Origin of the sequence: Flexivirga alba, from assembly GCF_042661025.1 — a bacterium.
Taxonomy (GTDB): Bacteria; Actinomycetota; Actinomycetes; order Actinomycetales; family Dermatophilaceae; genus Flexivirga; species Flexivirga alba.
The window spans coordinates 1,868,482-1,885,382 of sequence record NZ_JBHSWH010000001.1 but is presented as its reverse complement, the minus strand read 5'-3'; the positions used below and the strand labels follow the sequence as shown (position 1 = coordinate 1,885,382).

The 16,901-nt window shown below is 65.6% G+C and carries 20 protein-coding genes; 8 read left to right on the top strand and 12 right to left on the bottom strand.

The features are described from left to right. Window positions 1-58: 58 nt before the first annotated feature. Together glpX and ACFQDH_RS09315 are read left to right on the top strand one after the other, a co-directional pair. A complete protein-coding gene (glpX, locus tag ACFQDH_RS09320; RefSeq protein ID WP_382400615.1) occupies window positions 59-1,066 on the top strand; it encodes a class II fructose-bisphosphatase in 1,008 nt (335 codons plus the stop codon). 14 nt (window positions 1,067-1,080) lie between these two features. Further along, window positions 1,081-1,998: a carbohydrate kinase family protein gene (locus tag ACFQDH_RS09315; RefSeq protein ID WP_382400613.1), complete on the top strand. Its 918-nt coding sequence runs from the start codon at window positions 1,081-1,083 to the stop codon at window positions 1,996-1,998. A gap of 7 nt (window positions 1,999-2,005) precedes the next feature. Here the strand turns inward: ACFQDH_RS09315 and ACFQDH_RS09310 are convergent, their stop codons facing one another. The 5 genes from ACFQDH_RS09310 to ACFQDH_RS09290 form a co-directional block, all read right to left on the bottom strand. Continuing rightward, entirely contained in the window at window positions 2,006-2,701 is a 696-nt protein-coding gene (locus ACFQDH_RS09310; RefSeq protein WP_382400611.1) for an SDR family oxidoreductase, read from the bottom strand. A 195-nt stretch (window positions 2,702-2,896) separates the two neighbouring features. After that, a complete protein-coding gene (locus ACFQDH_RS09305) occupies window positions 2,897-4,159 on the bottom strand; it encodes an ABC transporter ATP-binding protein (protein ID WP_382400609.1) in 1,263 nt (420 codons plus the stop codon). 91 nt (window positions 4,160-4,250) lie between these two features. Continuing rightward, a complete protein-coding gene (locus ACFQDH_RS09300) occupies window positions 4,251-5,111 on the bottom strand; it encodes a carbohydrate ABC transporter permease (RefSeq protein WP_382400607.1) in 861 nt (286 codons plus the stop codon). A 2-nt stretch (window positions 5,112-5,113) separates the two neighbouring features. Next, window positions 5,114-6,070, bottom strand: coding sequence for a carbohydrate ABC transporter permease (locus ACFQDH_RS09295; protein ID WP_382400605.1), 957 nt, complete (start codon window positions 6,068-6,070; stop codon window positions 5,114-5,116). Then, entirely contained in the window at window positions 6,067-7,323 is a 1,257-nt protein-coding gene (locus tag ACFQDH_RS09290) for an extracellular solute-binding protein (protein ID WP_382400603.1), read from the bottom strand. The genes ACFQDH_RS09295 and ACFQDH_RS09290 overlap by 4 nt, the downstream gene beginning before the upstream one ends. 265 nt (window positions 7,324-7,588) lie before the next feature. On the opposite strand from ACFQDH_RS09290, the gene ACFQDH_RS09285 reads away from it, so the two are divergent. The 3 genes from ACFQDH_RS09285 to ACFQDH_RS09275 are packed head-to-tail and all read left to right on the top strand — an operon-like array spanning window position 7,589 to window position 10,702. Further along, entirely contained in the window at window positions 7,589-9,268 is a 1,680-nt protein-coding gene (locus ACFQDH_RS09285; protein WP_382400601.1) for a fumarate hydratase, read from the top strand. Further along, window positions 9,265-9,885, top strand: a complete 621-nt coding sequence (locus ACFQDH_RS09280; RefSeq protein WP_382400599.1) for a carbonic anhydrase — start codon at window positions 9,265-9,267, stop codon at window positions 9,883-9,885. Before ACFQDH_RS09285 ends, ACFQDH_RS09280 begins: the two co-directional genes overlap by 4 nt. Next, window positions 9,839-10,702 (top strand): MOSC domain-containing protein, encoded by an 864-nt coding sequence (locus ACFQDH_RS09275; RefSeq protein ID WP_382400597.1) that lies wholly within the window; start codon window positions 9,839-9,841, stop codon window positions 10,700-10,702. Before ACFQDH_RS09280 ends, ACFQDH_RS09275 begins: the two co-directional genes overlap by 47 nt. 128 nt (window positions 10,703-10,830) lie before the next feature. On the opposite strand, the gene ACFQDH_RS09270 is transcribed toward ACFQDH_RS09275, so the two are convergent. Continuing rightward, window positions 10,831-11,256 carry an organic hydroperoxide resistance protein gene (locus ACFQDH_RS09270; protein ID WP_382400595.1) on the bottom strand — a complete coding sequence of 142 codons (426 nt, stop codon included), beginning with the start codon at window positions 11,254-11,256 and terminating at the stop codon, window positions 10,831-10,833. Window positions 11,257-11,408: 152 nt separating this feature from the next. Continuing rightward, window positions 11,409-12,023 (bottom strand): TetR/AcrR family transcriptional regulator, encoded by a 615-nt coding sequence (locus ACFQDH_RS09265; protein ID WP_382400593.1) that lies wholly within the window; start codon window positions 12,021-12,023, stop codon window positions 11,409-11,411. A gap of 108 nt (window positions 12,024-12,131) precedes the next feature. Here ACFQDH_RS09265 and ACFQDH_RS09260 point away from each other — a divergent pair, with 108 nt between their 5' ends. Continuing rightward, window positions 12,132-12,677 carry an NADPH-dependent FMN reductase gene (locus ACFQDH_RS09260; RefSeq protein WP_382400591.1) on the top strand — a complete coding sequence of 182 codons (546 nt, stop codon included), beginning with the start codon at window positions 12,132-12,134 and terminating at the stop codon, window positions 12,675-12,677. An 81-nt stretch (window positions 12,678-12,758) separates the two neighbouring features. On the opposite strand, the gene glmM is transcribed toward ACFQDH_RS09260, so the two are convergent. Then, entirely contained in the window at window positions 12,759-14,114 is a 1,356-nt protein-coding gene (gene glmM, locus ACFQDH_RS09255) for a phosphoglucosamine mutase (protein ID WP_382400589.1), read from the bottom strand. A gap of 129 nt (window positions 14,115-14,243) precedes the next feature. Between glmM and ACFQDH_RS09250 the strand changes: the two genes are divergently transcribed. Together ACFQDH_RS09250 and ACFQDH_RS09245 are read left to right on the top strand one after the other, a co-directional pair. Further along, window positions 14,244-14,366 carry a hypothetical protein gene (locus ACFQDH_RS09250; RefSeq protein ID WP_382400587.1) on the top strand — a complete coding sequence of 41 codons (123 nt, stop codon included), beginning with the start codon at window positions 14,244-14,246 and terminating at the stop codon, window positions 14,364-14,366. After that, window positions 14,363-14,866: a hypothetical protein gene (locus ACFQDH_RS09245; RefSeq protein WP_382400585.1), complete on the top strand. Its 504-nt coding sequence runs from the start codon at window positions 14,363-14,365 to the stop codon at window positions 14,864-14,866. The genes ACFQDH_RS09250 and ACFQDH_RS09245 overlap by 4 nt, the downstream gene beginning before the upstream one ends. Window positions 14,867-14,868: 2 nt before the next feature. Here ACFQDH_RS09245 and ACFQDH_RS09240 read toward each other — a convergent pair whose 3' ends face one another. From ACFQDH_RS09240 to rplM, 4 genes are all read right to left on the bottom strand, one after another. After that, window positions 14,869-15,285, bottom strand: coding sequence for a helix-turn-helix domain-containing transcriptional regulator (locus tag ACFQDH_RS09240; protein ID WP_382400583.1), 417 nt, complete (start codon window positions 15,283-15,285; stop codon window positions 14,869-14,871). A gap of 88 nt (window positions 15,286-15,373) precedes the next feature. After that, entirely contained in the window at window positions 15,374-15,754 is a 381-nt protein-coding gene (locus ACFQDH_RS09235) for a hypothetical protein (protein ID WP_382400581.1), read from the bottom strand. Window positions 15,755-15,875: 121 nt separating this feature from the next. After that, window positions 15,876-16,382, bottom strand: a complete 507-nt coding sequence (rpsI, locus tag ACFQDH_RS09230) for a 30S ribosomal protein S9 (RefSeq protein ID WP_382400579.1) — start codon at window positions 16,380-16,382, stop codon at window positions 15,876-15,878. 33 nt (window positions 16,383-16,415) lie between these two features. Beyond that, on the bottom strand, window positions 16,416-16,865 hold the full coding sequence (rplM, locus tag ACFQDH_RS09225) for a 50S ribosomal protein L13 (protein WP_382400577.1): 450 nt from the start codon (window positions 16,863-16,865) through the stop codon (window positions 16,416-16,418). Between the last annotated feature and the right edge of the window lie 36 nt (window positions 16,866-16,901).

Here is a 16,901-nt window from a genome sequence, read left to right as displayed (position 1 = left end):
GGACCTCGCGCCCGATAGAGTCGTGGCCGAACCCGCCCGAGTTCTCCGAGGAGATTTCATGCCGTCAAACGTCGTCACCCCGGAAGTCCCGGACCGCAACCTCGCACTCGAGCTGGTGCGCGTCACTGAAGCGGCCGCGATGGCCGGTGGCCGCTGGGTCGGCCGCGGCGACAAGAACGCCGCCGACGGCGCCGCCGTCGCCGCCATGCGGCACCTCATCTCGTCGGTTTCGATGAACGGCGTCGTCGTCATCGGCGAGGGTGAGAAGGACGACGCCCCAATGCTTTTCAACGGCGAGCAGGTCGGTGATGGCACGGGCCCGAGCGTCGACGTCGCGGTGGACCCGATCGACGGAACGACCTTGACCGCGAAGGGTATGACGAACGCCGTCTCGGTCATGGCGGTCAGTGAGCGCGGCTCGATGTATGACCCCAGCGCGGTGTTCTACATGGACAAGCTGGCGACCGGCCCGGAGGCGGCGGACGTCGTCGACATCCGCCTGCCGGTTGCCGAGAACATCCGCCGGGTCGCCAAGGCCAAACACGGCAGCGTCTCCGACGTGACGGTCGTGCTGCTCGACCGGCCGCGCCACCAGGCACTCGCCGAAGAGATCCGGGCAGCCGGAGCGCGCATCCGCTACGTCTCCGACGGCGACGTCGCGGGGTCGATCATGGCCGCCCGCCCGGACACCGGCATCGACCTCCTGCTCGGCATCGGCGGCACGCCGGAGGGCATCATCAGCGCCTGCGCGATGAAGTGCATCGGCGGGGTCCTGCAGGGCCGGCTCTGGCCGAAGGACGACGACGAGCGGCAGCGGGCCATCGACGCCGGGCACGACCTGGATGCGGTGCTGACCACCGATGAGTTGGTGCGTGGGGACAACTGCTTCTTCGTGGCGACCGGCATCACCGACGGCGAGCTGCTGCGCGGCATCCGTTATCGGGGTGGCGGCTGCACCACCCAGTCCCTGGTGATGCGGTCCAAGAGCGGCACGATCCGCACCATCGACGCGGTGCATCCGATGCGCAAGCTGGAGCAGCTCAGCACCGGCCTCCTGAACGGCTGACAGGTCCCCTTCGCGTGGTCGACACTCTGGTCATCGGTGAAGCCCTCATCGACATCGTGCGCCCGGTCGACGGGCCGCCGCAGGAGCATGTCGGAGGTAGTCCTCTCAACGTCGCAATCGGGTTGGCACGCCTGCAGCACCCCGCGCGGTTGGCGGCATACTTCGCCGATGACGCATATGGCCGGCAGATCTGCGAGCATCTCGCGGCCGATGACGTCGGTCTTGTCGAGGGCAGCCTGAGCGCTGACCGGACGCCGACCGCTATCGCGACTCTGGACGAAAACGGTTCTGCCACCTACGAGTTCGATCTGACCTGGGATCTGCCCTACCCCTTGCCGACCGACATCGGGCACCTACACACCGGCTCGATCGCTGCCGCGCTGCAACCGGGCGCGGAGAAGCTCGCCGAGGCGATGCTCGCCGCCCGCGACCATGCGACGGTGTCCTTCGACCCGAACCCTCGGCCGACACTCATCGGCAAACCCCACGACGTGCGGTCGCGGCTGGAGCAACTTGTCGGCTACTCCGATGTGGTGAAGGCCAGCGACGAGGACATCGCCTGGCTGTATGGCGCGGACGTCGACCCCGGTGAGGTGCTTGCGCTCTGGGGTCAGCTCGGCCCCTCCCTGGTGGTCATGACTCGCGGCGGGGCGGGTGCGCTGATGCACGTCACGACCACTGGCGAGACGCAATCCGTAGCCGGCAGAATCGTTTCCGTCGCTGACACGGTCGGCGCCGGCGATTCGTTCCAGTCCGGTTTGCTGTCCGGCCTGCTCGATGCAGAGTTACTCGGATCCGCAGACGCGCGGACCCGGCTACGCCGCGCCACCGCAGCTGACCTGCGACCCGCCGTCGATCGCGCGATCGCCACTTCTGCCATCACCGTCTCGCGGGCCGGCGCGAACCCGCCGACTCGCGACGAGTTGCGCTGACGCAACGTCAGCGCGGGCGGATCGACAAGTCCTCGACGGAAGCCTCCGGCGGTGCCGTCAGCGCGAAACGCACTGCACTGGCTACAGATTCGGGACGTAGGTAGGCGGCTTCGTCATACGCGCCGCCTTCGAAGTCACGCAACTCGCGCTGCATGTCGGTCGCCACCCGGCCGGGGTAGACCGTCGAGACGCGCACGCCGTTGCTGCGTTCCTCCTGGCGCAAGCCGTCAGCGAACGCTCGCACGGCGAACTTCGACGCCGAGTAGAGGCTCCCCTCCGCGCTGGACCGCAATCCGGACCCTGAGTTGACGACCACAACCGTTCCCCGGGCGGCGCGCAGCTTCGGCAGCAGCGACCGGGTCAGGTCCGCCACGGCCACCACGTTGACCTCGAGCGTATGGCGCCAAGCGTCGCGACCCAGATCCGCTACAGCACCACTGCCCAGAACGCCCGCCGAGTGCACGACACCCGCCAGTCCAGGAACGCTGTCGAGCGAATCAACCGCAACGGCAACGGAATCGGCATCGGTCAGATCAGCGACGAACGGCGTCGCGTGTGGCAGCGCGCCACACACCGCAGCGACCGCGGCTTCGTCCCGGCCACCGATCAGCAACTCGTGGTCCTCGGCCAGGGCATCGGCCACGGCCCGACCGATGCCGCGCGTTGCTCCGGTGATCAGGACGACGGGGCGTGTCTCAGTCATGCCTCAACCGTACGGGGGGCCGCTCCTCCCGGTCTCGATACGGCCTCCACCGCTTCGCTCCTCCGACCTACTCGACCAGAACGCACCGAGAGGACACCGGATCACCGAGGGGACAGGGGATTCGGACCATTTTGGTCCCGAATCCCCTGTCCCGTCGATGAAAGGGTGTCCTCTCGGTGAGAAGGCGGCGGAGGGTTACGCGGACTTCTCCGACTGCTCCGCGTCGCGCTTGCGGGCGCGCTCCACGGCGGCCTTGCGCATCTTCTCCGAGTCAGCGGCGATCTCCTCGGCCCTGGCGTCGTCACGGGTGAGGTTGTCACCCGTGTGTGGGTCGAAGACGTGCATCGCCGCCGGGTTGAAGGCCAGCTGCGCCTCGTCGCCCTCGAGCACTCGCGAGCGCGGGTCGAGGTTGACGATCATCTGAGTGCGCAGGCCCTCGCCGTCCAAGTCACGGTCGAGTTCTTCGAGCTGGTCACGCACAGCACCGTCGGCCTCATAGGGGATGTAGGCGTACTGCTCGTTGCCCAGCCACTCCGTCTGGTCGACCACGGCATTGAATTTCACCGAGTGCTCCGCACCGGTCTCGACCGTTGTGTCCTTCAGGTGCTCGGGGCGCAGGCCGACGATCACGACGTCCTTACCCTTGACCTTCTCGGCCAGCGCGCCGTCGATCGGCACGTCGACGAACGGCAGCTTCAACGTATTGCCGTCCACCTGCGCCGGCAGGAAGTTCATCGGCGGCGAGCCGATGAAGCCGGCGACGAAGAGGTTCAGCGGCTGTTCGTAGAGCTCACGCGGCGACGCAACCTGCTGCAGGATGCCCCGCTTGAGCACGCAGACCCGGTCACCGAGCGTCATCGCCTCGGTCTGGTCGTGCGTGACGTAGACCGTCGTGATGCCGAGCCGGCGCTGCATGCGCGCGATCTCAGTGCGCATCTGACCACGCAGCTTGGCGTCCAGGTTGGACAGCGGCTCATCGAAGAGGAACGCGTCGGCCTGGCGGACGATCGCGCGACCCATCGCAACGCGCTGGCGCTGACCACCGGACAGGTTGCCCGGCTTGCGCTCCAGGTGCTCGTCCAACTCGAGCATGGCGGAGGCGTCGCGGACCTTCTTGTCGATCTCCTCGTTGCTGTGCTTGCCCTTCTGCAACCGCAGCGGGAACGCGATGTTCTCGAAGACCGTCAGGTGCGGGTAGAGCGCGTAGTTCTGGAAGACCATCGCCAGGTTGCGGTCGCGCGGCGCGAGGTCGTTGACCCGCTTCCCGTCGATCTCCATCTCGCCGGAGGTGATGTCCTCCAGCCCGACGATCATCCGCAGCAGCGTGGACTTACCGCAACCCGACGGCCCCACCAGGATGACGAACTCGCCGTCCTTGATGTCCAGGTTGACGTCGTTGACGGCGGGGAAGCCGTCGCCGTACTTCTTGACGATGTGCTTGAGCTCGATGCTTGACATTGATCTCTCCTTTGAAGGGCGTCAGCCCCTGGCCGTAGGCCAGCTAAAAGATTCAGTGGGATGAGGTGATGATGAGGAACGATTCATCAGGTCATCCCTTGACAGCGCCTGAGGTGAGGCCGGCCACGATCCGCTTCTGGAAGACCAGAACGAGGATCACGACGGGAATGGTGACAACGACAGCGGCCGCGCAGATCGCACCGGTCGGTTGGACGAACTGGCTGGCGCCGGTGAAGAAGTTCAGCGCCGCCGGGACCGTCTGTGCATGCTGTGCGGTGAGGTTTGACGAGAAGACGAAATCGTTCCAGGCGGTGAAGAACGCGATGATCGCGGTGGTGAAGACACCGGGTGCCGCGAGCGGCGCCACCACCTTCACGAATGCCTGCCAACTCGTCGCACCGTCAACCTGGGCTGCTTGCTCCATTTCCCACGGGATCTGCTGGAAGAACGCCGACAGGATCCAGATCGACAACGGCAGGGTGAGTGCCAGATACGGGATGATCAGTCCGGGCAGCGTGTCGAAGAGCCCGATCTGCCGCCACAGGTTGAACAGCGGCGTGACCATGGCGATCACCGGGAAGAACGACACTGCAAGAGCCGTCGTCAGGATCAGCTTCTTGCCCGGGAAGTCCAGCCGCGAGATCGCGTAAGCACAGAATGTCGCGAGCACGACGCTGATCACGGTCGACACCACGCACACGATGACCGAGTGCCACAGCGCCGGCAGGAACAAGTCCTTGGCTCCGCCGGAGAAGATCTCCTTGTAGTTGTTCCAGCTGATGTGCTTCGGCCAGAAGTTGCCGAGGATGCTCTGGCTCGAATCCGCAAGCGCCGCATCGGATTTCAACGACGTCGCAAGGATCCACAACAGAGGTATGACGGTCCAGATCATGATGACGATCGCCGCGACGCCGAGACCGTTCTTTGCCTTGGTACTGATGTTGGTCTCCATGCTCAACTCCTCCCGCTCGTGGTGAGATCAACCTTGAAGAGCTTCACGAAGATGAACGCGATGATCAGCACAATCAGGAAGAGGATCACCGCGAGGGCGGACCCCATCCCGATCTCCACCCGGCTGACCGTCTCGGTGCCGACCAGCATGGACAACGTCTGTGTCTGGTTCGCACCGCCGGTCATGACGTAGGGGTTGTCGTAGATGCGCACGGCGTCCAGGGTGCGGAAGAGCAGCGCCACCATCAGCGCGGCCTTCATATTGGGCAGGATCACCTTGGTGAAGCGCTGCATCCAGGTGGCACCGTCGACCTTTGCCGCTTCCTCCTGCGCCGAGTCGACCTGAGCCAGGCCGGCCAGCAGCAGCAGCGACATGAACGGCGTCGTCTTCCAGATCTCCGACAGGCAGATGATCGTCAGCGACGACCAGCGACCACCGAACCAGTTGTAGTCCAGCGGAAAACCGCCGATCGACAAGAAGTGCAGCCAGTGGTTGAAGAAGCCGCTGTCGATCTGTGCGGCATACAGCCAGGAGAACCCGGAAACCACGGTGACGATCGCGTATGGGATCAGCACGATCGTGCGCAGCGTACGGCGCGGCCAGACCACCCGGTGCATGACCATCGCGATCGCCATACCGATGATGAGCTCGAAGATCAGGGTGACGACGACGATGATGAACGTGGTCAGGAACGCCTGCCAGAAGAGCGGGTCACTCAACGCGGTGAGGTAATTCTGCAACCACACCATCTTCTTGCCCGCTGGGTCGGTCAGCCGGTAGTTGAAGAGGGACAGGTAGACCGCGTAGCCGATCGGGTAGAGCGTGACCAGCAGCATGACGACGAATGCCGGTCCGGCGAGGCGCCATCCGAGGTTTCGCTCGCCCTTTGCGCGATCGGAGAGATGTGCCTTCTCCGCCGCGCTGAGCTCGCCCTTGGTCGTTTCAACGACGGTACTCATAGGAGAGCCTTCCCGTTCAGGACCTTCAGGATGAAGGCCTGGGTGTTGGACGGGGTGTTCTGGTTGACCGAGTTCGGCGGGCTGAACCGCTCCTGCAACGCCGTGGAAATGTCACCCCAGTAAGGCGTCAGCGGTCGGGCCGCTGCCGCATCCAGTGAGGAACGAATGGTTGCGGCGATGCCATTCGGGAATGCCTTCTTCACCTCCGCGGTGTCATAAGCACCCTTGCGGCTGGCCGGGTTACCGGAGGCCGCCATGTAGTCGGCCTGGTGCTTCTGGTTCGTGATGCAGGCCGCCGCCTGGTAGGCAGCCGCTTGATGCTGGCTGTTCTTGCCTACCGCCAACTGGATGCCGCCGTATGGCGGGGCCGCCTTCTTCCCCGCGACCGTCTCGGGATACATGGTCGCCGCGACGTCCGACTTGTCCTTACCGGTGTAGGCGCCGTAGGTGTAGGGCCAATTGACCAGGAAGCCGCCCTGCTTGCTGATGAAGAGGTTCAACGACTCAGTTTCCGTCGAACTACCCATCGCCGGGCCGCCGACGCCTGTAGAGGACACCTTCTTGATGATGCTTGCAGCGTCCTTGCCGGCTGCCGAATCAAGGCCCAACTTGATGTTCTCGTAGGTGGCGTTGGGATTGTCGACGATCTTGCCGCCCGCGCCCGCGACCAATGCGTTGATCCAGACCGAATAGCCTTCATACAGCTTGGCTTGGACACCGATCTGCATCTTGGTCTTCTGGGCACCCGCGATCAACTGATCCCACGTAACCGGCTTACTCATGTCGAGCCCGGCCTTCTGCGCCACTGACTTCTTGTACCAGAGGAGTTGTGTGTTGGACCAGAACGGCACCGACATCAGCTTGCCGTTATACGTCGACGCGTCGATCGACGACTGCACGCGGTCGGCTTTGAATTCATTGATCATGTTCGTGGGAACCGGAGCGAAATAGCCCGCCGCCGCGAATTCGCTGACGAACGCCGGGTCGACACTCATCAGGTCCATCGTCTTGTCGCCACCAGCCAGCCGCCGCAGCAACTGGATCCGCTGGTCGCTCGCGGAGTTGGGCAGCAACTGGACCTTGATCTGGTACTTGCCGCCGGAGGCGGCGGAGCACTCCTTGGCCAGGGTGGCCTGACCGCCCTTGCTGGAGTCGGCGTTGCCGACGTCCGGGTTGATGTACCAGGTGAGATGGGCCGGTCCTGATCCGCTGCCACTACTTCCACCACAGGCAGCGAGCCCGGTCGTCCCCATCAGTGCTGCTACTGCTATCGCCGCGCCACGTCGAGGTGGCCTGAGCCGTTTCATATGCATCCGCTCCATCCGGGAGTGTGAGCTACAACACGTTCCACACGGTCTACACCTTTCCATCCCTGGTGTCTCGGGGACAGCCCATTGAGTTGGCAAACCGTTGTGGACGGAGCTCGGGCGGGTCGGGCGACAGCACTCCCGCGTCGTGGCGCGAAAGGGCACCACTACGCTGAACGGACCCGTATCAGCAAGGAGATTGCCGACGACCATGGCCGAATTCGCCTACGAAGACCTGCTGCCGCTCGGAGACGACGCGACGACCTACCGCAAGTTGTCAGACACCGGCGTCCGCACCGTCGAAGGACCCGGTGGCCGGACCTTCCTCGAGGTGGATCCCGAGGCGCTGCAACTGCTGACCGACACGGCGATGCACGACATCGCGCACTACCTGCGCCCGGCGCACCTGGCGTTCCTGCGCAAGATCCTGGACGACGACCAGGCGAGCAACAACGACAAGTTCGTGGCGCTGGACCTGCTGAAGAACGCCGGGATCGCCGCGGCCGGGGTGCTCCCCATGTGCCAGGACACCGGCACCGCGATCGTCATGGGCAAGAAGGGATCTCAGGTCCTTGTCAGTGGTTCAGCTCCCGATGAGGAGTCGATCTCCCGCGGTGTGTATGACGCCTACACGCGCCTCAACCTGCGCTACTCCCAGATGGCACCGGTCACGATGTGGGAGGAGAAGAACACCGGCTCCAACCTGCCCGCCCAGATCGAGCTGTATGCCGACACGGCGGCCGGCCACGAGACCACCTACAAGTTCCTCTTCATGGCCAAGGGCGGCGGCTCGGCCAACAAGTCCTTCCTCTACCAGGAGACGAAGGCGATCCTGAACCCCGACTCGATGATGCGGTTCCTCGACGAGAAGCTCCGGACGCTCGGCACGTCGGCCTGTCCGCCATACCACCTGGCGATCGTGGTCGGTGGCACCAGCGCCGAATTCGCTTTGAAGACAGCGAAATACGCGAGTGCTAAATATCTCGACGAGTTGCCGACCTCCGGCGACGCGGCGACCGCACACGGCTTCCGGGACGTCGAGCTGGAGGAGCAGGTGCTGGAGCTGACCCGCAACTTCGGCATCGGCGCGCAGTTCGGCGGCAAGTACTTCTGTCACGACGTGCGGGTGGTGCGTCTCCCCCGGCACGGCGCATCCTTGCCGGTGGCGATTGCGGTCAGCTGCTCGGCCGACCGGCAGTGCCTGGGCAAGATCACCGCCGACGGCGTTTTCATCGAGCAGTTGGAGACCGACCCGGCACGCTTCTTGCCCGACACCACGGACCAGGACCTCGACGCGACCGACGTGGTGCAGATCGACCTCAGTCGGCCGATGGACGAGATCCGCGCCGAACTGACGAAACACCCTGTCAAGACTCGCCTTTCACTGAACGGTCCACTGGTTGTCGCCCGCGACATCGCGCACGCGAAGATCAAGGAACGCCTCGACGCCGGCGAGGAGATGCCCCAGTACCTCAAGGACCACGCGGTCTATTACGCCGGACCGGCCAAGACACCCGAGGGCTACGCCTCGGGGTCGTTCGGCCCGACCACCGCCGGCCGGATGGACTCGTATGTCGAGCAGTTCCAGGCGGCCGGTGGGTCGATGGTCATGCTGGCCAAGGGCAATCGCAGCAAGCAGGTGACCGATGCGTGCAAGGCGCACGGTGGGTTCTACCTCGGATCCATCGGCGGTCCGGCGGCCCGGCTCGCCAAGGACTGCATCAAGGCCGTGGACGTGCTCGAATACCCCGAGCTCGGCATGGAGGCCATCTGGAAGATCGAGGTCGAGGACTTTCCGGCCTTCGTCGTCGTCGACGACAAGGGTGAGGACTTCTTCGCCGCGACCGCGAAGCCGACGGCGTTCACGATCACCACGAGGCCGGGACTGTGAGCGAGCGTTTGACGCCGCAGGCGGCGTGGGATCAGCTGGTCGAGGGCAACGAGCGCTTCATCGCGGGCACGCCGCAGCACCCGAACCAGGATCTGGAACGCCGTCACGTGCTGGAGGCGGGCCAGCGACCGACAGCGGTGATCTTCGGCTGCGGCGACAGCCGGGTCGCGTCCGAGATCATCTTCGATCAGGGCCTCGGCGATCTCTTCGTCGTCCGCACCGCGGGACACATCATCGACAACGCGGTGCTCGGCTCGATCGAGTTCGGCGTCGAGTTGCTCGACGTGCCCCTGATCGTGATCCTCGGTCACCAGTCGTGCGGCGCCGTCGCGGCCGCCATCGATGCGGATGAGACCGGTCAGATGCCGCCTGGCTACGTGCGGGACATCGCGGTCGAGGTGCTGCCGAGCGTCGCCCGAGCGAAAGCTGCGGGAGACGCGTCACCTGCGGCGGTCGGTGCGCTGCACGTGCGGGCAACCGCGGATCTGCTGCTCGACCGCTCCCGCATCTGCCACGACGCCGTCGAGAGCGGAACGCTCGGGATCGTCGGTGCGACCTACGCACTCAGCGATGGCAAGGCGTCCGTCCTCACCGCCACACCGACCGTCACCGGCTGATATGCAGGTCGTATCAGTGCGCATCCACCCGGTGAAAAGCACTGCCATCACTCCTGTTTCGAGCGCCCACGTCGGTCTCGCCGGGCTGAGCGGCGACCGGGAGTGGATGATCATCGATGAGAACGCCGCGATGGTCAGCGCCCGTGAGCTGCCCGCCTTGTTCCACATGCACGCGGAGCCGACCGAGGACGCCGGGTCCCCCGCGGTTGTCTTGTCCGCTGCCGGGGCGTCATACACAGTGCGCGCCGACGGCCCGGACGTGAAGGCGACGATGTTCACCCGACCACCGATGCAGGTGCGCGCGACGAGCAGGTCAGCCTCGCAGTGGCTGGAGGAGGTGACCGGACGCGCCGGGCTCGATGTCGTCTGGTGCTCGAATCCGGCGGAACGCACTCTCAACCCAGAGTTCTCGCGACCGGACGATCGGGCGGCGTTCCAGGACGGCTATCCGGTGACGATCGCGTCGCTGGCATCGTTACGGCAGCTGAACGAATGGATCGAGGAGGCTGGTGGCGACGCTGTTTCCATCGACCGCTTCCGGCCGAACGTCGTGATCGACGGCGAGGTGCCGTTCGCCGAGGACGACTGGGCGACGGTGCAGATCGGCGGCGTGCGGTTCCGTGCGGCCAAGCCGGTGGACCGGTGTGTGATGACGCTGGTCGACCCCGAATCGGCCAGCCTGGCGAAGGGCAAGGAGCCGATCCGCACGCTGAGCAAGTACCGCACGTGGGACGGCAAGACGTGGTTCTGTCATCACCTGATCCCCGACACCGAAGGTGAGATCGGTATCGGCGACCTGGTGACCGCGACACCCTGAGCACCACTTCGCCGACAGGCTCAGAAACGGCCCGAGAGGCTCAGCAATCCAACCCCGTCAGGGCTGATTGTCTGAGCCTCTCGGCGCTTATGTGAGCCTCTCGGCGAAGAGACGGTCCGTGAGAACGATCAGGCGGGTTCGCCGACGATGGTGACGTCGATGTTGCCGCGGGTCGCCTTGGAGTAGGGGCAGAACTGGTGCGCCTTGTCGGCGAGCTCCTGCGCCTTGGCGGCGTCTACGCCCGGGATCTTGGCCGTCAGCTTCGCGGAGATGCCGAAGCCGGTGTCGGTCTTGCCGAGCGAAACGTCGGCCGTGACGGTCGACCCGCTGACATCGATGTCTTCCTGCCCGGCAACAGCGGCCAGCGCGCCACCGAAGCAAGCCGAATAGCCTGCAGCGAAAAGAGTTTCGGGGTTCGCCTTGGGGTTCGCCGCGCTGCCCGGCTTGCCGAGCGCGAGGTCGATGACACCATCGGAGCTCTTGACTGTGCCTTCGCGGCCACCCGTGGAGGTCGCTTCGGATGTGTACAGAACCTCGTTGAGCTTCTCAGACATTGGTGTGCCTTTCTCGATTCGATGATCGCAAGGTGCGTTGCACGGCGCGCATAGCAGCTGGCGCGGCCGCAGACCTTCACAGTACGACGCTCGCCGACCTGTCTTTTCGGCGAGTCCACCCGTCGAGCGCGGCAGCCGTGACCCGGTCGCGGTTATGACTCCGACACGCCGCCGGTGCCGACGACGGCCCGTGCCAAAGCCTGCCAGCCGGCCCGCAGCTCAGCGTCCGAGAGACCACGCTCGGTTGCCAGATAGCGGACCAGATCTGGGTCCAGAGCACCCAGCAAGGCTTCAGTGCACACGTCGACGTTGTCTTCGACACCGCACTGTCGCAACAGCATTCGGATGTGCATCGCAGAAACCTTGCGGGCGGGCACGTCGAACTTCGCCGCCGGCACCTGCGCGAGAATCAAACTGCCTTGGACACCGACCAGCCTCAGTCGCCCTGCGCCATACGCCAAGAGCCGCTCGAGAGGCGGCGCCCCGGGACCGAGAGGTGGCGGCCCGGAGAGGTGCGCCTGCTGGAACTGGCGTTCGGAGTCATCGGTCAACGCGGCGAACAGTCCCGCGCGATTGCCGAACGCGCGAAACACCGTTCCCTTACCGACACCGGCCTCGGCCGCCAGGCGATCCATGGTGAGGTTCTCGACACCGTCGCGGTCCACCACCCGCCGCGCAGCGCACAGGATCCGGTCGGCGTTGGCCACAGCGTCCCGGCGCACCCGGACAGGCTGGCCCGCCAACGGCAGCTCACGAGGTGTGGTCATGACCACACTCTCCCATCTGAGCGACTCCCAGGTTGCAGTCCAGAATAAAACCGGACTATGGTCCGTTTAGTCAATTCGGAAGTCCCCCGAAGTTTCGAAAGGCATCACATGACCACCAAGCTCGCCGTGCTCGTCGGCAGCCCTCGCTCCGCTTCGATCCACCGCCGGCTCGCCGACGTCGTCGCCGGTCTCGCGCCGGAGGGCACCGAGGTGGAGATCGTCGACTACCTCGACACGCTCCCCTTCTACAACGAGGACAACGACACCGAGAGCGCGCCGGAGCCCGTGCAACGCTTGCGCGACCAGCTCAGCGATGCCGACGCGGCACTGCTGCTGTCGCCGGCCAACAACGGCACTCTCTCCGCAGTCCTGAAGAACGCCATCGATTGGGCGTCGCGTCCCTACGGCCAGTCGTCGCTGAGCGGCAAGCCCGTCGCGGTCTCCTCGGCCGCCCACAACACCTCGACCGTTGTCGACCACACCCACCTGGCCGTCACCATCGCCGGTGGCCTGCCGCTCGCCGACGCGAGCGCGACGTTCGCCCTCGCCGAGCTGGATGGTATCGACCTGAGCACGCACGAGCCGGTCAGCACCGCCCTGCGCGCGACCGTCGACGCGCTGGTGCTAGCTGCGGCGCACACCGACGCCGCCTGAGGCGCAACACTTTTCGTCATACAACAAGGGGTGCGGAGCGATTGCTCCGCACCCCTCATGTTGTATGACGAAAGACTTCACTCAGGCAGGTGCCAGCGCCAACTCACTCGCAACGATCGCCGCCAGGTGTTTGGCAATCTGCTGGGCCCGCTCGGCGGTCGCGGCCTCAACCATCACCCGGACGACCGGCTCGGTGCCGGACTTGCGCAGCAGCACTCGGCCGAGGCCACCAAGATCGCGCTCGGCGTCGGCTATGGCGGACTGAACCACCGGGTGACCGTCGACCGCGTGTTTGTCGACTCCGGGAACGTTGACCAGGCACTGCGGTAGGCGCGTCATGCACGAGGCAAGCTCGGCCAGCGTGCTCCCGGTCGACGCCACGCGAGCAGCGAGCATCAGCCCGGTGAGCACACCGTCGCCGGTGGTGCCGTGCTCGAGCAGGATGACGTGGCCGGACTGCTCGCCGCCGAGCGAAAAGCCGCCGCGACGCATCTCGGCCAGCACGTAACGGTCACCGACGTCGGTGCGCTTGACCGTGATGCCGGCACTGGTCATGGCCTGCATGAGACCTTCATTGCTCATCACGGTTGCGACCAGCGTGTCGCCGGCGAGCGCGTGCCGCTCGTGCAGGTCGAGCGCCAGGATCGCCATGATCTGGTCGCCGTCGACCTGGGCGCCGTTCGCATCGACCGCGAGGCAGCGGTCGGCGTCGCCGTCGAAGGCGAGCCCGAAGTCGGCGCCGATCTGTGGCACCAGCACCTGCAGGTGCTCCAGATGGGTCGAACCGACACCGTCGTTGATGTTGAGACCGTCCGGTTCGGCGCCGACGAGAGTGACCTTGGCGCCGGCCCGCTCGAAGGCATCGGGAGCGATGGCGCTGGAGGCACCGTTGGCGGTGTCGAGCACGACGTGCAGCCCGTCCAGCCGGTGCGGTGTGGCGCTCAACAGGTGAGCGACATACTTCTCCGCCCCCTCCGGGAAGGGCTTGACGCGGCCGACCTGGGCGCCGGTGGGTCGCTCCCAATCGCCGCGCAACCGCGCTTCGATGGCGTCCTCGGTGGAGTCGGGCAGCTTGTGTCCGCCGTGCGAGAAGAACTTGATGCCGTTGTCGGGCATCGGATTGTGGGACGCAGAAAGCATCGCGCCGAGGTCGGCGCCTGCGGAGGCGGTCAGGAACGCGATCGCGGGGGTCGGCAACACACCGGCGTCGAAGACGTCGACACCGGCCGAAGCCAGGCCGGCGATGGTCGCCGCGGCAAGGAACTCACCCGACGCGCGCGGGTCTCGCCCGACGACGGCCGTGGGCCGGTGACCGGCGAACTCGCCCTCCTCGGCCAGCACCCGCACGGCCGCCACGGACAGGTCCAGTGCCAGCTCTGCCGTGATGTCCCGATTGGCCAAGCCGCGCACACCGTCGGTGCCGAACAAACGCCCCATGGATCACCTCAAACTCTCGAAGACTCCGGCACGCAAGTGCACCGGTGGCCGCAGAACGACCCTCAGCAGCGTAAGCGACAGCAGGTCCGGTCGGTAAATCGCGCGGTGCGCCGCGCTCACCGTCACACCATGTATGACGCCCCACCGGCCACTTCGGTTGTATGGCGCACCTCTGACCTGTCCGAGAGCATCGTGCTGGCAGGTCGGCCACTGAGCGTTGTCGGAGCCGCCAGCGATGATGAGGAGCGATGAGCCCTGACCGACGCGATCGCCGCAAGCGCAAGAACCCGCAACCGCGGCCGCAGCCGCCTGTGGTGCGCACCGGTCCGTCGCGGGACGACCCGCACGCGGTCGTTTACTTCAAGCGACACCATTCGGACGACGCGGCCGAGGCCGAGCCAGGGCGCGCTGCATTGAACTCCTACCCGACGAAGGTGCGTGCGACGATGCGAGCCGCGTTGGCGGCGGTTGCATCTGCCCCTCCGAAGCGGTTCGCCGGCGGCGGCTATTGGGAGGCAATGAGGGGCGACATGACTGGGTGGTTCGAGCTTCGTGTCGACGGGCCCGGACGCCACCATTACCGGCTCTTCTGCCTTCTCGACTACGACGCGAAGGGTGTCGACAGGCCACTCCTGGTCGTGATCGACGGCCGAGACAAACCGTTCAGGACGACGCTCTCGAATGCGGACTACGCCTCCGTGCGCCGTCTGGGCGATGAATACCGAAGTCGGAACCCACGCTCACTGTCCTGAGATCAGGCAGGAACCTTCGCTTTCGGCGTACGCAGCTTGTCGAGGTGCCGTGCCAGTTTCTTCGGGTCCGCAGTCCGACCTTCAAGGAGCGGCTCGGTGATCTGGCCGCGCTCTGACTTCGGGATCGGCTCGACAGTGATGCGAAGACCGAGGACCGCCGCGACCTCCGCCAGCGTGCCGAGCGTCGGGTTGGAGTTGTCTGATGACAACAATCGCCGGACCGTCGCCGGCTCCTTCCGGATCGCTCGAGCGAGCTCGGCCTTCGACAGGCCTGCGGCCTCGCGGGCCTCGTCGATGGCGTTCACCACCTGGTCGATCGTGGCGATCCGCATCGACTCGACGACATACTCGCGCAGGAACTCAGGATCCTCAAGGTCCCGAGCCAGGTCATCCCAGAATGTGCCGTGATTGCTCACCATCTTCATTCCTCCCGTTCGACCGCAAGCGTAACATAAATGCTACGTCTATAACGATCCTTCTTAGCGTTCGCGCGACGGAACGAAGAGGTCAGAGCCCGGCCACAACTCTGAGAAGTTCAGTCCCGCTCGAGACCAGTACCGCGCCCGTCACGAGTTCAGGCGGCAACTCCGCGCGCTGATTCTCATTCGTGACGGCGGTGGATCCGTCGGGCAGCAAGATGGTCCAGTTCGCCGCCGCAGCAGCACGAACGAGGAGGTCCCACGTGGATCTGCCTCCAGCGTGGTTCACCATCATGTGGTCGTCGCTGAGGTACGCGTCGGCGCCGCCGTCCTCGACGTCGATCCGGAGAAACGAATGCTCAGGACCGGGCCGCGCTACATAGGGCTCGAGCACCGCCCGAACGGTGCCGCCACCACCCAGCGCGGCTTCGCCACCCTTGAACCCCTGGAAGAAGACGTCGTACGACACGGCCAACCGAATGTCACGCCGAGACTCTGAGTGCAGGTCCGCCCTGGGCGCGACCGCAACGCCGCACAGAACGGCCCCGAGCGAACAAGTCGCTCGGGGCCGTTCCGTGTGTAGCGAAGGATCAGCGCTTGCTGTACTGCGGAGCCTTGCGGGCCTTCTTGAGACCGGCCTTCTTGCGCTCGGGGACGCGGGGGTCGCGCTTCAGGAAGCCCGCCTTCTTCAGCGTCGGGCGGTTCAGCTCCTCGTCCACGCCGTTCAGCGAACGGGCGACGCCGAGGCGGACGGCACCGGCCTGGCCGGAGGGGCCACCACCGTGGACACGCACGAGAACGTCATACGCACCGTCGAGGTCGAGCACCTTCAGCGGCTCGTTGACGATCTGCTGGTGCACCTTGTTCGGGAAGTATCCCTCCAGGGTGCGGCCGTTGATCTTCCACTCACCGGTGCCGGGCACGATGCGCACGCGGGCGATGGCCTGCTTGCGTCGGCCGGTGGCGGCGCCGGGTGCCGAGGCGCTCGGACGCGCCTTGGGCTCTTCGCCGACGGCGTCCGTGGACGACTCGGAGGTGTAGTTGGTCAGCTGCGGCTCGTCGTCCTCCAGGACGTCGACCTGAGTCTGGTCGGTCATCTTGTTATTTCTCCTTGGAAGTCCGGCGGGCGCTTACTGCGCGACCTGGGTAATCTCGAACGGCTGGGGCTGCTGCGCGGCGTGCGGGTGCTCCGGGCCGGCGTAAACCTTCAGCTTGGTCAGCTGCTGGCGCCCCAGGGAGTTGTGCGGAATCATGCCGGTGATGGCCTTCTCGACCGCCTTGGTCGGGCTCTTGGCCATCAGCTCGGTGTAGGAGGTGGTCTTCAGCCCGCCCGGGAAACCGGAGTGGGTGTAGGCCTTCTTCTTCTCGAGCTTGGCGCCGGTCAGGGCGACCTTGTCGGCGTTGATGATGATGACGAAGTCACCGGTGTCGACGTTGGGCGCGAAGGTCGGCTTGTGCTTCCCGCGCAGCAGGATCGCAGCCTGGGAGGCCAGGCGGCCGAGGACGACGTCGGCGGCGTCAATGACGTGCCACACGCGGTCCTGCTGGACCTGCGCCGGCTTGGGCGTGAAGGTACGCACGAGTCTGCCTTTTCTTGTTGATCGTGGACTCGGGAC